The 12,861-nt window shown below is 64.5% G+C and carries 13 protein-coding genes; 6 read left to right on the forward strand and 7 right to left on the reverse strand.

Features of this window, described 5'->3' with window-relative positions:
* Positions 1-3,060 carry an FAD-binding and (Fe-S)-binding domain-containing protein gene (locus CRO01_RS03670; RefSeq protein ID WP_097007749.1) on the reverse strand — a complete coding sequence of 1,020 codons (3,060 nt, stop codon included), beginning with the start codon at positions 3,058-3,060 and terminating at the stop codon, positions 1-3.
* A gap of 318 nt (positions 3,061-3,378) precedes the next feature.
* Here CRO01_RS03670 and CRO01_RS03675 point away from each other — a divergent pair, with 318 nt between their 5' ends.
* The gene (locus CRO01_RS03675) at positions 3,379-3,570 is read left to right on the forward strand and encodes an HEWD family protein (RefSeq protein WP_097008325.1); all 192 of its coding nucleotides are present in this window, start codon (positions 3,379-3,381) and stop codon (positions 3,568-3,570) included.
* 117 nt (positions 3,571-3,687) lie between these two features.
* On the opposite strand, the gene CRO01_RS03680 is transcribed toward CRO01_RS03675, so the two are convergent.
* The gene (locus CRO01_RS03680) at positions 3,688-4,647 is read right to left on the reverse strand and encodes a hypothetical protein (RefSeq protein WP_097007750.1); all 960 of its coding nucleotides are present in this window, start codon (positions 4,645-4,647) and stop codon (positions 3,688-3,690) included.
* 81 nt (positions 4,648-4,728) lie between these two features.
* The gene (locus CRO01_RS03685) at positions 4,729-5,343 is read right to left on the reverse strand and encodes a hypothetical protein (protein WP_097007751.1); all 615 of its coding nucleotides are present in this window, start codon (positions 5,341-5,343) and stop codon (positions 4,729-4,731) included.
* A gap of 157 nt (positions 5,344-5,500) precedes the next feature.
* Here CRO01_RS03685 and CRO01_RS03690 point away from each other — a divergent pair, with 157 nt between their 5' ends.
* Positions 5,501-5,980: a 50S ribosomal protein L11 gene (locus tag CRO01_RS03690; protein WP_097007752.1), complete on the forward strand. Its 480-nt coding sequence runs from the start codon at positions 5,501-5,503 to the stop codon at positions 5,978-5,980.
* A 53-nt stretch (positions 5,981-6,033) separates the two neighbouring features.
* On the opposite strand, the gene CRO01_RS03695 is transcribed toward CRO01_RS03690, so the two are convergent.
* The gene (locus CRO01_RS03695; protein ID WP_097007753.1) at positions 6,034-6,765 is read right to left on the reverse strand and encodes a hypothetical protein; all 732 of its coding nucleotides are present in this window, start codon (positions 6,763-6,765) and stop codon (positions 6,034-6,036) included.
* Between the two features lie 219 nt (positions 6,766-6,984).
* On the opposite strand from CRO01_RS03695, the gene CRO01_RS03700 reads away from it, so the two are divergent.
* From CRO01_RS03700 to rpl12p, 3 genes are read left to right on the forward strand one after another with little or no spacing between them, the layout of a single operon-like run.
* Entirely contained in the window at positions 6,985-7,623 is a 639-nt protein-coding gene (locus tag CRO01_RS03700) for a 50S ribosomal protein L1 (RefSeq protein WP_097007754.1), read from the forward strand.
* Between the two features lies 1 nt (position 7,624).
* A complete protein-coding gene (locus CRO01_RS03705) occupies positions 7,625-8,680 on the forward strand; it encodes a 50S ribosomal protein L10 (protein ID WP_097007755.1) in 1,056 nt (351 codons plus the stop codon).
* A 7-nt stretch (positions 8,681-8,687) separates the two neighbouring features.
* Positions 8,688-9,038, forward strand: coding sequence for a 50S ribosomal protein P1 (gene rpl12p / locus CRO01_RS03710; protein WP_097007756.1), 351 nt, complete (start codon positions 8,688-8,690; stop codon positions 9,036-9,038).
* A 123-nt stretch (positions 9,039-9,161) separates the two neighbouring features.
* Here rpl12p and CRO01_RS03715 read toward each other — a convergent pair whose 3' ends face one another.
* Both CRO01_RS03715 and CRO01_RS03720 read right to left on the reverse strand, forming a co-directional pair.
* Entirely contained in the window at positions 9,162-9,443 is a 282-nt protein-coding gene (locus CRO01_RS03715) for a DUF7513 family protein (protein ID WP_097007757.1), read from the reverse strand.
* Entirely contained in the window at positions 9,440-11,002 is a 1,563-nt protein-coding gene (locus tag CRO01_RS03720) for a Na+/H+ antiporter NhaC family protein (protein ID WP_218839119.1), read from the reverse strand. Before CRO01_RS03720 ends, CRO01_RS03715 begins: the two co-directional genes overlap by 4 nt.
* A 198-nt stretch (positions 11,003-11,200) precedes the next feature.
* On the opposite strand from CRO01_RS03720, the gene CRO01_RS03725 reads away from it, so the two are divergent.
* The gene (locus CRO01_RS03725; protein ID WP_097007758.1) at positions 11,201-12,094 is read left to right on the forward strand and encodes a bifunctional methylenetetrahydrofolate dehydrogenase/methenyltetrahydrofolate cyclohydrolase; all 894 of its coding nucleotides are present in this window, start codon (positions 11,201-11,203) and stop codon (positions 12,092-12,094) included.
* Positions 12,095-12,135: 41 nt separating this feature from the next.
* Here CRO01_RS03725 and CRO01_RS03730 read toward each other — a convergent pair whose 3' ends face one another.
* Entirely contained in the window at positions 12,136-12,858 is a 723-nt protein-coding gene (locus tag CRO01_RS03730) for a DUF7117 family protein (protein WP_097007759.1), read from the reverse strand.
* Between the last annotated feature and the right edge of the window lie 3 nt (positions 12,859-12,861).

Here is a 12,861-nt window from a genome sequence, read left to right on the forward strand (position 1 = left end):
TTACAGCGTCCGGTCGAGCAGTTCGACCGGGTGGGCTGGCTTCTCTGCGTTTCCGTCCCGTTCTGCGAGTTGACTGCGACAGGAGGTGCCCGGCGCCGTCACCGTCTCGCCGCCGCTTTCGTCGATCTGGTCGAACAGGATCGAGCCGATCGACCGGCTCATCGAGTAGTGTTCCTCCTCGTAGCCGAAGCTACCTGCCATGCCACAGCAGCCGCTGTCGAGCACGTCCACGTCGTAGCCCGCCCGGTCGAGCACGGCCGGAGCGTGCATATCACGTTTGCTCGCTTTCTGATGACAGTGGCCGTGGTAGGTGACGGCCTCGCCGTCGGCGTCGATCGACGGGTCGAGATCGAACAGGTCGAGATACTCCAAGACGCCGAAGGTGTTGCCAGCGACGCGGTCGACTGCCTCGCCGGTCAGCAGGTCGCGGTAGTCGGACTGGAGCATCACGGCGTCGGATGGCTCGACCACGACCACGTCCCACCCGTCAGCGACCAGCGGTGCCAGTTCGGCGACGTTGTGGCGGGCGCGCTCGCGGGCCAGATCGAGAAAGCCCTTCGAGAACGGCGGGCGCCCGCTGCCGGTGACTTCGGTCGGGACCGCGACGTGGACGCCGGCGGCCTCGAGGACGCGCACGGCCGCCATCCCGATCTCGGGGTCGCTGTAGTTGGTGTAGGTGTCGGGGAACACGAGCGCCTTGCGTTCGGCCTCGGCGACGCCGACGGACGGGGTTCGGTCGTCCATCCGATCGACGAACGAGCGACGCTGGAACGTCGGAAGCTCGCGCTCGCGGGCGATGCCGAGCAGTTTCTCAGCGAGGACGCCGGCGCCCGGGAGCTTCGTCGCCAGATTCGACAGCGGCGCCGTCGCCGAGCCGAGCTTCGCCGCCGTCTCGACGTTGGCGAACAGGCGGTCGCGCAGGCTCGATCCCTCGCGCTGGTGGTACTCGTGGGTCAACTCGGCTTTCATTTTCGCCATGTCGACCTCGCTGGGACAGTCCCGCGCACAGCCCTTACAGCCGATACAGAGATCCAGAACCTCGGTGACGAACTCGTCGGAAAACACCTCGTCGTCGGGCAACTCGCCGCTCATCGCCTGACGAAGAGCGTTGGCCCGCCCGCGCGTGCTGGTGATCTCCTCGTCGGCCGCGCGGTAGGTCGGGCACATCACGCCGCCGGTGGTGTCCTGCTGGCCGCGACAGCCGCCACAGCCGTGACAGAGTTCGGCCATCCCCTGAAACCCGTTGTCGTTCGACCAGTCCAGCGTCGGCTCGAAGCCGGCGTCGAACTCGTAGGTGGGATCGAACCGGAGATTCTCGGTCATGTCCGGCAGTGTGGCGTCGGCGTCTGAATCGCCCGTACTGTCGACCCGCTCTGGCGAGAGCCCACAGACTTGTCCCGGATTCAGCAACCAGTCGGGGTCGAAGGCGGATTTGAGGTCGCGGAACACCTGCCAAACCTCCTCGCCGTAGAGCTTGTGGTTCCACTGGGTGCGCGCGCGACCGTCGCCGTGTTCGCCGGAGACGCTGCCGCCGTACTCGACGACGAGGTCGGTGATGGCGTCGGCCAGCGACTCCATGCGATCGACGCCGGCGGGCGATTTGGTGTCGATCAGCGGCCGGATGTGCAGACAGCCCGGCCCGGCGTGGGCGTAGAACGAGGCGAACGTGTCGTGCTCTTCGAGCACCTGCTGTACGTCGGCGATGTACTCGGGGAGGTTCTCGGGTGGAACGGCGGTGTCCTCGATGAAGGAAATGTGCTTGGCGTCGCTCGTCCGCGAGAGCAAGATCGGCAGGCCGGACTTCCGGAGCTTCCAGAACTGCTTGCGCGCGGCCGGCTCGTGAGCTTCGCGGGCGGCGAAGGCCTGCTGTGGATCGTTGGTGATCGTGGCCGCACCGTCCGCGGGGGCAACCTCGCTCTCGGCGTCCGGAACCCGATCAGCGAGTAGGTCGGCAACGGCCTCTTTCCCGTCAGCATCGGTCTCGGCGTAGAACTCAACGAGCAAGACGGCGCGAGTTCCGTCAGGAAGCATCTCGACGAGGTCGCCGAACTCCTCGGTCTCGCGGGCGAGATCGAGTAAGACGCCGTCCAGAACTTCGACAGCGGCGGGGTCGTGATCGAGTATCGGCGCCACGTCCTCCATCGCGTCGAGCAGGTCCTCGTAAGTCAGCAGCGCCATCGACTTCGTCTCGGGGATCGGTTCGAGGTCGACGGTCGCCTCGGTGATGATCGCCAGCGTCCCCTCGCTGCCCGCGAGCAGGCGGGCGAGGTTGACCGAACCGCCCTCCGCCTCGTCGAGAAGCCGGTCCAGATTATAGCCGGAGACGTTGCGCTTGAGTTGGGGGAACACCTCGCGGACGGCGTCGCTTCGCTGGTCGACGATGTCGGCGACGGCGGCGTAGATCCGGGCTTTGGCGTCGCCGTCTGGATCGGCGTTCTCGCGGAGTTCGTCCAGCGACACTTCGCCCAGCGTGGTGACGGTGCCGTCCGCGAGTACGACCTCGGCTTCCCGGACATACGCGTCGGTCTTGCCGTACTTGAGCGAGTGGGCACCCGTCGAGTTGTTACCGATCGCGCCCCCCACCGCGCTCCGGTTGCCCGCCGCAGGATCGGGTGCGAATTTCAGCCCGTGGGGTTCGAGCGCGGCACCGAGTTCGTCGACGATGGCGCCCGCCTGCACGCGGGCCGTTTCGGCGTCCGGATCGACGCCGAGCAAGCCGTCCATGTGTCGCGTGAAATCGAGCACGACGGCTTCGTTGACGGACTGGCCAGCGAGGCTCGTCCCACCGCCGCGGGGCAACACCGGAATCTCGCGGCGCGCGCAGTAGGACATCACCGCGGCAACGTCGTCCGTCGAGGTCGGGTAGACGACGCCGATCGGCGTCACCTCGTAGGCAGAGGCATCGGTGGCGTAGAGTTGACGGGAGTACTCGTCGAAACGAACGTCGCCGTCGACGCGGGCCTCCAGATCGTCGACCAGCCCGGCGCGGCGAACCGTCTCGCTCTGGTAATCGTACGCTGCTCTCGGGTCGGTCTCCGGTGGGTGCTGGGAGTCGCTCATGGGCGAATTGGAGTCGACGACACGCCGCCCTGCGGGACGCCGCCGTCGATCAGTGCGTGTCGGAGTGTCACGCCCTCACGATAATCAATCGTTCGACACCGAACCGCACCGTGGCGACGCCATCCCGGCGTCCGCGTGCTGTACGTCGGCGTCGGCACGCGGTTCGTACAGTTCGACGGCGACGCGCTATTCGTACAGTTCGACGGCGACTGCGTCAACAATTACCGCACGCGGGCCGGAAATTGTGGCCGGTTTGACTATGACACTCGTGAACACGCCTACAAATCAATTATTACGGTGGCCCTCGAAGTAACTCACATGGCGACAACGATCCGGAAACCGCGTTCGCGGTCGTGCGAACTGTGTGGCCGCCAAGAGGTCTGGAGCGACCAGCAGGGGTCGTGGCAGATTGTCACCGAGGACGGCCAGCGCGCGGTGGGCAACCCCCACTGTATCCACGAGTGGGACATCACGGGGTCGTTCACGCCCATCGAACGAACCGACGCCTGAGCGCGGTCACCGGACGAGGAGCTTTTTGCGGTAGACTCAACCGATAGTCGATGCTGCGTGCAGTCCGGGCGTCGGCATCAAAAAATCGGGTCTGTGGAATGCGAGCGGTCCGTCCCGTTAAGCGCTCGGCTCGAGTCCTTCGCGGTCGACGTAGACGTCCATCTCGTCGGCGAGCTCTTCGAGTTCGGAGCGCACCTCGTCGTGCTGGTCGTCGATCTGAGCCTGCATGTCCGCGGACAGTTCGTCGAGCAGGGTTTCAGTGTAGGCTTCGCGCAGCTCGAAGCTGTTCTTGAAGTCGGCCTGCAAGTTCTCGATCGGCTGACGGTGGTTGCGCACGCTGCGACTCGTCCACGCGCCCAGATGGCCGAAGAAGCCGTCGTCGACGTTCTTTCGATAGTCCTCGGCGACGATGGAGTTGTACCAGCGCTTGACCTGATTCATCAGCGCGAACCGAAGGGTCCAGCTCATGTCGTCCATGTCGTTCGTGTAGACGTTGACGAGCGTGTCACCGGCGTAGATCACGCTCATATTGGCGAAGATGTCGGTACGGGTTTCGTCGGCGTCCTCGATCGTCCGCTCGCTGACCTCGCCGGTCATCAGCACGCGGATCACGTCTCGGCGAACCAGCGGGAACGAGCCGGTCTCGGTGTTCAGGTACATGTACCCGCCCGCCAGCACGGCGACGATGCCGACCGCGGCGACCCGCATATCCTGAGAGAGTCCGCCAACGACTGCCAGCAGCAAGCCGATGATGATCGCCAGCGCACCGTGGGGGCCGTAGGGCTTGTACTCCAGCGAACCGTTGCCGATCAGCTCCCAGTCCGACTCGGCGATCTGTCGGCCCTCGATGCGGCCGGTCTTCTCGCCGACGTTCTCGCTGAGGATGTTGAGATCCTGTCGCTGGTCGCCGAACGTCTGGTACTTGAAGTCGTTTGCCACCTGAAACTCTTCGAGTCGGCGCTTGAGACGCCGGTAGAACTCACGGGGGTTGATCCCCTTGTAATCTCCTTCGACGAACCGAGTCGCCTTACGGAGATCTTGCCGGGAGTAGTCCGGCACCTGACCTTTCGAACTCATATTCTCATCATATAATTCACTTGGCTTAAAATTTCTGGAAGAATCGCAGTAGACGGTCGGGGACAGCGGAATTCAGCGGCGTTAGGTTGCGCCGGAGAGCGCGCCACCGAGACCAGCGAACACGAGTGGGAAGCCGAACCCGGCAATCAGAATCGCACCCTGCATATCCGGCCCGTACGAGACACCGTTTTGCGTGAACTCGAAGTAGTACGATCCGATGGCAAATAGCGGCGTGTAGCTCCACGTGACCGCTGTGCCGGCCCGGAACCCGTCTTTGATCGTCGAGCGCTTGCGCGCGAGCAAGAGGCCACAGAAGAAAAGCACTGCCGCGGGAATCGCTGCGAAGTGCAGGGGATTTCCAACCGGAAGTTCGACTAAGTAGTTGAGCGGCTCTCCGGTCGATTTGTTAATAATATCTACATTATATGCGCTGTATATGATCCAGACAAAAAACTCAACCGTGTACTCGGCCTCGAAGTACGGTTCGAGACGCTGATTCGGGATTCGGCTGCCAAACAGCGCGAGGACGCCGATGCTGCTGACGATAGTTGCGAGAATGCCGTAGAAAATACCGCCGAAAACCGGCGGGCTGGTACTGCCGGATGACTGGGTCGTCTCCGACGAAGTAGGTGAACTGGTTTTGGTATCGGTATCAGCCGACGCCGGCTCGGGTGTTGGCCTGTTTCCCTGACTCATACCGATGAAACGCGTCTGAACTGGTAAATTACTTTGGATTACTTACCAATTATGCAAAATCCCACGGCTGCCGGGGGAGATCCAACACCGTGGCACGGCGTCACTCGGCCGGGACAGAAAGATAATCCTTAAAAATCGCGCGAGGGTTGTAACGATCATGGCTGGAACTATCGAAGTGCTCGTTCCGGGCGGCCAGGCCAACCCCGGCCCGCCGCTCGGCCCCGAGCTGGGCCCGACGCCCGTCGACGTGCAGGCAGTCGTCCAGGAGATCAACGATCAGACCGAAGCGTTCGACGGCACGGAAGTGCCCGTCACCGTCGAGTACGACGACGACGGATCCTTCGAGATCGACGTCGGCGTCCCGCCGACGGCCGAACTCATCAAGGACGAGGCCGGCTTCGACACCGGCAGCGGCGAGCCCCAGGAGGACTTCGTCGCTGACCTTTCGATCGATCAGGTCAAGCAGATCGCCGACCAGAAGCTCACCGACCTGCTCGCGTACGACCAGAAGAACGCCGCGAAGGAAGTCGTGGGCACCTGCACCTCGCTGGGCGTCACCATCGAGGGCGAGAACCCCCGCGAGTTCAAGGAGAAGATCGACGCCGGCGAGTACGACGACCAGTTCGCGAACGCCTGATCCGGCGCTCGATTTTCTTTCTCGTAGCTTCACACCGGTAGCGGCGGCGTCAGTCAGACCACTAGCAACACCGCTGAGTACGCCGTTGCACCGACGGCAAACGCCCAGAATCGGCCGTCTCGTTCGGCCGGTAGCTCCTCTTTGATAACGTTGAGAATGACGCTGCCGGCCAGAAAGGCAAACAGCGTCGCCACCGCGGCCTCCGGTACGTCGACTGCGAGCCCGATCGCCCAGCCGACCAGCACCGCTAGCGCCAGTACCCATCGCCCGCGTCGGTCGTAGGCGTCCTCGTGATGGCGGCGCAGTCCGTAGTCGTTCACGAGGAAGTGAAGTCCCATCGCTACCGCGAACAGGACCAGCGAGAGCGTACTCGGCGTCTCGCGGTGGACCAGCAGGTAGCCAATCAGGGCGTTGTAGCCCGCAAAGGCCGTGATGTGAATCCAGAAAATCGACTCGTCGCCGAAGTCGGCGAGGCGGGCGCGATCCTGTCCGATTACGGCGAGCCGTTCGACGCCGTAGAACGTCCCGAATCCGACGAGCGCGACGAGATAGGCGTGGTGTTCGAGAAAGCCGATCGTGCCTTCGAGCGTCGCCTGTCCGGCGCTGAGTTCGGGCAAGATGTGGACGAACACGTACGCGACCGCCGCGCCGCCGGCCACCGAGAGCCACGCGCTGCGCGGGATGGCTGCCGAGACACGAAGACGGCGAGCACCGACGTGGGCCGCTGCTAGTGCGATCGCTGCCAGCCCAGTCGGCGCCGCGACCGAGACGACGCTCTGGGGCATCGTTGTCTGGTTCGACGGCCGTCGGCAAAACTCCCAGTCTGCGATGTGGCGTGGCGCCGGCGATACGGGTATGTCACGGCGATACCACGGTCTCGTTGGCTGTTTCGCACTTCCGTAACGACGGCTTTAAGTTTCGCATGGACTTCCTCTCCGGTGAGACAGGCCTCGCCTGTTTCACTGACCCGTAGGAGCAGTTCCTGCGTACTACGGAGGTGAACGATGGCAGATCAGGACATAGAGCAAGCAGTCTCTCGCGCACTAGAGGACGCACCCGATCGCAACTTTAGCGAGACGGTCGACCTCGCAGTCAACCTGCGCGATCTGGATCTCAACGAACCGTCGAATCGTGTCGACGAGTCCGTCGTGCTCCCGTCCGGTACCGGACAGGAGACGCGGATCGTCGTAATAGCGGAGGGTGAAACAGCCATCCGCGCAGAGGAAGTCGCCGACGACGTTATCGGTGGCGACGACCTCGCAGACCTCGGTGACGACGACAACGAGGCGAAGGACCTCGCCGAGGCGACCGACTTCTTCATCGCCGAAGAGCAGATGATGCAAGACGTCGGTCGCTACCTCGGTACGATCCTCGGCCCGCGGGGCAAGATGCCCGAGCCGCTCTCGCCTGACGACGACGTCGTCGAGGTCGTCAACCGAATGAAAAACACCGTCCAGATCCGAAGCGGCGACCGACGCACGTTCCACACGCGCGTCGGCGCCGAGGACATGGACGCCGAAGGGATCGCCGACAACATCGACGTGATCCTTCGACGCCTACACGCGGACTTAGAGAAGGGCCCGCTGAACATCGACTCGGTCTACGTCAAGACCACGATGGGCCCGTCCGTGGAGGTGGCCTAAAATGAGCGCCGAAGCAGAGCGCAAGACGCAGAACCTTCCCGAGTGGAAGCGCGAGGAAGTCGACGCCCTCGTCGACGTCGTCGAGAGCTACGACAGCATCGGCGTCGTCAACATCGCGGGCATCCCCTCGCGGCAGCTACAGGACATGCGGCGTGACCTGTACGGCACCGCGGAACTCCGCGTCAGCCGTAACACGCTGCTCGAGCGTGCCCTCGAAGAGGTCGGCGACGGCCTCGGCGCGCTCACCGAACACATCGAAGGGCAGGTCGGTCTGATCGGTACGAACGACAACCCCTTCGCTCTGTATCAGGAGCTTGAAGCGTCCAAGACGCCCGCGCCCATCGGCGCCGGCGAGGTCGCGCCCAACGACATCGTCGTCCCCGAGGGCGACACCGGCGTCGACCCCGGTCCGTTCGTCGGCGAACTCCAAAGCGTCGGCGCATCGGCCCGCATTCAGGACGGTTCGATCCAGGTAACCGAGGACAGCACGGTGCTGGAAGCCGGCGAAGAGGTCTCTCAGGACCTCTCGAACGTCCTCAGCGAACTGGGCATCGAGCCCAAGGAGGTCGGTCTGGACCTCCGCGCCGTCGTCTCCGAGGGCGTGGTGTTCGACCCCGAGGATCTCGACATCGACGTCGAGGCCTACCGGTCGGACGTTCAGACGGCCGCCGCTCGTGCCCGGAACCTCTCGATCAACGCCGAGTACGCCACGGCCGCCACGGCGCCGACGCTTATCGCCAAGGCGACCGGCGAGGCCAAGAGCCTCGGCATTCAGGCGTCGATCGAGAGCCCCGACCTCGCCGACGATCTCGTGACCAAGGCCGACGCGCAGGTCCGCGCGCTGGCCGCCCAGATCGACGACGAGGAGGCGCTCCCCGAGGAGCTGCAGGACGTCGAAGCGCCTGCAGCCGCCGCGGAGACTGCCGACGACGAATCGACTGACGACCAAGACGACGAAGCAGACGAGACCGACGCCGACGACGCCGCCGAGGAAGACGACGATGACGACGGCGACGACGACGGCGCTGCAGAGGGTCTCGGCAACATGTTCGGGTGATTCATCCATGGAATACGTTTACGCAGCACTTATCCTCAACGAGACTGGCGAAGAGATCAACGAAGACAACCTGACCGGCGTGCTCGAGGCAGCCGGCGTCGACGTGGAAGAGTCCCGCGTCAAAGCGCTGGTCGCCGCCCTCGAAGACGTCGACATCGACGAGGCCGTCGACGAGGCCGCAGCGGTGCCCGCAGCGGGCGGCGCAGCCGGCGGCGCGGCAGGCGATGCCGCAGCCGACGATGACGACGAGGACGTCGAGGAAGCCGACGAGGAGCTTCCGGACACGGCCGACGACGACGATGACGACGACGAAGAAGAGGACGCCAGCGGCGAAGGCCTCGGCGAACTCTTCGGTTAAACGTCGCCACACAGACATCCCATTTCTTTCGACGCCAACCGATCAGCGGCGCCGCCGTCGTGACGACCACCGGATAGCAGCGCCGCTGTGACGCCGACGCGAGAAAAAACGACGCGGTGGGAGTTATTCGGCCGAGTACGAACTGCCGCCGACGACCTCGACGAACTCGCCGTGACCGACGCCGCCGTTCGATTCGAACTCGGTGACCTCGACACGGATCTGCTGTTCGACGTGCTCGGGCGTCGCGCCGTCGACGTACAGTTTCGTGTCGCCGATGTAGGCCAGCCCGGCGTCCTCGCCGGCATCGTACTCGGCGAGGAACACGTCGATCGCGCGGCCGGGAGTGAGTTCGGGCCGCGTCGTTCGCAGCGTCCACCCTTTCAGGTACTTGTCGAGGAGACTCATACGCGAGCCACCTCCTCTGACTGGCGGTCGATGGTGTACTCCCGCCCGAAGCCGGTCAGCGCCGCGACGACGAACACCGCGACCAGCAGCCAGCCCTGAAACACGAACGGGACGACTTCGACGGGGTTGACGACCATGCTCGCCTCGAACCAGTCGTACTGCCCGGGCAGGGTCTGCATCTCGGTGAAGCCGACGAGCACGCCACCCGACCACGGGAAGATGTAACCAAGCGCCGCGGTCTGTGCGTCCAAGATGTTCGCCCGGCGGTAGCCGTTCAGGTTGAATCGCTCGCCGACCTTCGAGATGAAGGGGCCGATTGCGATTTCGGCGGCGGTGTTGATCGTGATGATCGCGTTGATCAGTGCGGCCGAGCCGACCATCGTCAACTCGGCGTTGCGAACGCTCGTCGCCAGATTGTCGAGCGACCAATCCAGAATCGCTTGGAACGCGCCGCCGCGAATCATGATCTGTGCGGCCGCGATGATCAGCAAGACGAGGATCGACAGCGCGAAAAAGCCCGCCGCGCCGGTGTAGATGCTCCCGCCGACGCCGACGGCATCGGCGTTGGTTGTTACTTCGAGGAATGGGAGGAACGCGAGCTGTTCGGAGGCCGGCGCGCTCGCCGGCGCGGTGAACACGAGCATGTCGCTGACCGGCGCCAGCCCAAGCACGATGTTGAGCGCAACGGCAGTCACGATGCCCCACGAGATCGCCTCGACGATGTGACGCCCGCTGACGGCCGTGCCGATCACCATCCCCATCGAGAGCAGGTGGACGAGCCCGATCGGCTCGCTCTCGGCGACGAGGATGCTCTGAGCGCCGGCGGCGATGTCGAGCCCCGACATCGCGCTGCTGGCGAGGATGTAGGCCGGAAACGCGATGGCCGCGGCGACGATGACGTACTTGAACCGCGAGGCGACGACGCCGCCGATGTCCGAGTCCTGCGTGACGGCGCTGACGATCGTCGTGTCGCTGACCGGCGCGAGGTTGTCACCGAACACCGCGCCCGAGAGGATGGCGCCGAACAGCAACACGGGGTTGGCGCCCAGCAAGACGCCGGCCGGGAAAAACAGCGCGACGAACGCGACCGTCGTCCCGTAGCCGGTACCGATCCCTGTCGCGAGGACGGCTGCGAGCACGAACGAGATTGCCGGGAACAACGTGGCGCCGATGCCAAGCGCGTCGGCCAGCCAGACGAGCCCGCCGACGAACCCGCCGGCCTGCAGCGTGTCGGCGAACATCCCCGCCCAGAGCCACGCCACGATTGCGGTGACTGCGACCGGCTGGGTCATCCCCTCGAACAGCGTGTTCGCGTAGTCGGTCCACGAGCCTTTGACGAAGAACATCCCGACGATCAGCCCGATCAACATCCCCGCGACCAGCCCGCTCGTGTCGGAGATTCGCCACAGCGCGGTCTGGGCGACCGCCCAGACGATGAAAAAGAGGATGGGGAGCGCACTCATTCCCCGGCCGCCGTAGAACTCGATACGGGGCCCCTCGTCCTCGGCGGTGACGAACTCGCTCGATACGTCCCTGTCTGGTGGTCCGTCTGCTCCCATAGTTCGTCCGGTACGTCAGTACACTGCTACATAAGAATGAATGGTAATACCACACAAGTCGACAGGTTTCGGCTGGGTGGCCACGAGCCCATTCTCGTTGGAGATTGTACCCACGTTCGTGTATATAAACGACAGTGCGGTCGTAGATCTAGGCACGAACCCGAGGTTTCAAGAGCGTCGCGGCCGGCCGTTTACGTAATGACTCACGTCATCGACGGCAACGCGGTCGCCGACGAGATCCGCGCGGACCTCGCTGCGAGCATCGACGCGCTCGAAGACGCCGGTGTCACGCCCGGCTTGGCGACGGTGCTGATGAGCGACGACCCCGCCAGCGAGACGTACGTCTCGATGAAACAGCGCGACTGCGAGGAGGTCGGCATCGACGGCATCCACGTCGAGATCGACCCCGAGGCGCCCGCCGAGAAGCTCTACGACACGATCGACGAGCTCAACGAGGATCCGGAGGTCCACGGCATCCTCGTCCAGATGCCGGTGCCCGACCACGTCGACGAGCGCGAGGTTCTCAACCGGATCGACCCGATCAAGGACGTCGACGGGTTCCATCCCGAGAACGTCGGCAAGCTCGTCGCCGGCCACGCCCGCTACAAACCCTGTACGCCCCACGGCGTCCAGAAGCTGCTCGAATCAGCCGACGTGGATCCCGAGGGCAAAGACGTCGTGATCGTCGGTCGATCGAACATCGTCGGGAAGCCGCTGGCGAACCTGCTGATCCAGAAGACCGATCTCGGCAACGCCACCGTGACGGTCTGTCACTCCCGAACGGACGATCTGGCTGCCAAGACACGAGCGGCAGATGTCGTCGTCGCCGCCTGCGGCGTTCCCGAACTCGTCGACGGCGAGATGCTCACCGAGGGTACCACCGTGATCGACGTGGGCGTCAACCGCGTCGACGCCGACACCGAGAAGGGCTACGAACTGGTCGGCGACGTGGACTACGAAAGCGCGAAAGAGAAAGCCGACGCCATCACGCCCGTCCCCGGCGGCGTCGGCCCGATGACCCGGGCGATGTTGCTGTACAACACGGTGAAGGCGGCCGGTCTGCAGCAGGACGTAGCCGTCGAGTTGCCCTGAACGTCACTGCCTCAGCAGGCGCTGACGCGGATCTAACCGATCTATTCTGAGAGCCGATCGAGCCGATCCCGACAGCGCGCCAGCGCGTCCTCGTCGTCCCAGCGGACGGCTTCGCCGAGGCTTCGCGCAGCCGAGACCAGCGTCTCGGCCTCGCTCGGATCCACGTCGCCCTGCAGCGCTTTGATCCGCTTGACGTGATCGCCAAGCGTCGCCATCGCGCCGAGCGCCGCGGGGTACTTGTCGTCGCGGTCGTCGATCCACGTGCTGAGATCGCTCCGGTATGCGTCGACGGCGTCGGCGTAGGCCAGCCCGCGAGCCTCTCGGATCGTCGAGGGGACCTCCTCCGAAGCAGGGCGCTCGCCGCGGTCGGCGCCTCGGAGCAAGGAAAGGTAGTACAGCTCTTCATCGTTGGTCGGGTCGTAGGCTCGGCCGACCACGTCCGCGACCTGTCGAAGCTCGCGGGCCGCCAGATAGGTGTCGTCGAGCGACTGCAGTTCGCCGGCGTCGATAAAGCCCGTGCGTCGGACGAACTCCCGACATTTCTCGATTGCGGCGTCTGCGATCTCGTCCTCGGGCGCGGCGTCGATCATGTTGCGCACCTCGGTGAGATCGAGCGTCGCCTGTCCTGCGGTGTGGCGCTTTCGCTCCTCGTCGACGCCGACGCTGCGCACGCTATTGCAGTTCGGACACGAGACGCTGCCGGTCTCGTAGTACGACCACCGCGTGCCACAGTCCTTGCACTCGCGCTCGCCGCGGATCTCCATGTG

This window comes from Natronoarchaeum philippinense, assembly GCF_900215575.1.
In the GTDB taxonomy this organism is placed as follows: domain Archaea; phylum Halobacteriota; class Halobacteria; order Halobacteriales; family Natronoarchaeaceae; genus Natronoarchaeum; species Natronoarchaeum philippinense.

What these genes read in the sequence shown, in the direction of transcription:
- CRO01_RS03670 (WP_097007749.1), bottom strand. Translation starts at nt 3,060, where the DNA reads ATGAGCGACTCCCAGCACCCACCGGAGACCGACCCGAGAGCAGCGTAC.
- CRO01_RS03675 (WP_097008325.1), top strand. Translation starts at nt 3,379, where the DNA reads ATGGCGACAACGATCCGGAAACCGCGTTCGCGGTCGTGCGAACTGTGT.
- CRO01_RS03680 (WP_097007750.1), bottom strand. Translation starts at nt 4,647, where the DNA reads ATGAGTTCGAAAGGTCAGGTGCCGGACTACTCCCGGCAAGATCTCCGT.
- CRO01_RS03685 (WP_097007751.1), bottom strand. Translation starts at nt 5,343, where the DNA reads ATGAGTCAGGGAAACAGGCCAACACCCGAGCCGGCGTCGGCTGATACC.
- CRO01_RS03690 (WP_097007752.1), top strand. Translation starts at nt 5,501, where the DNA reads ATGGCTGGAACTATCGAAGTGCTCGTTCCGGGCGGCCAGGCCAACCCC.
- CRO01_RS03695 (WP_097007753.1), bottom strand. Translation starts at nt 6,765, where the DNA reads ATGCCCCAGAGCGTCGTCTCGGTCGCGGCGCCGACTGGGCTGGCAGCG.
- CRO01_RS03700 (WP_097007754.1), top strand. Translation starts at nt 6,985, where the DNA reads ATGGCAGATCAGGACATAGAGCAAGCAGTCTCTCGCGCACTAGAGGAC.
- CRO01_RS03705 (WP_097007755.1), top strand. Translation starts at nt 7,625, where the DNA reads ATGAGCGCCGAAGCAGAGCGCAAGACGCAGAACCTTCCCGAGTGGAAG.
- rpl12p (WP_097007756.1), top strand. Translation starts at nt 8,688, where the DNA reads ATGGAATACGTTTACGCAGCACTTATCCTCAACGAGACTGGCGAAGAG.
- CRO01_RS03715 (WP_097007757.1), bottom strand. Translation starts at nt 9,443, where the DNA reads ATGAGTCTCCTCGACAAGTACCTGAAAGGGTGGACGCTGCGAACGACG.
- CRO01_RS03720 (WP_218839119.1), bottom strand. Translation starts at nt 11,002, where the DNA reads ATGGGAGCAGACGGACCACCAGACAGGGACGTATCGAGCGAGTTCGTC.
- CRO01_RS03725 (WP_097007758.1), top strand. Translation starts at nt 11,201, where the DNA reads ATGACTCACGTCATCGACGGCAACGCGGTCGCCGACGAGATCCGCGCG.
- CRO01_RS03730 (WP_097007759.1), bottom strand. Translation starts at nt 12,858, where the DNA reads ATGGAGATCCGCGGCGAGCGCGAGTGCAAGGACTGTGGCACGCGGTGG.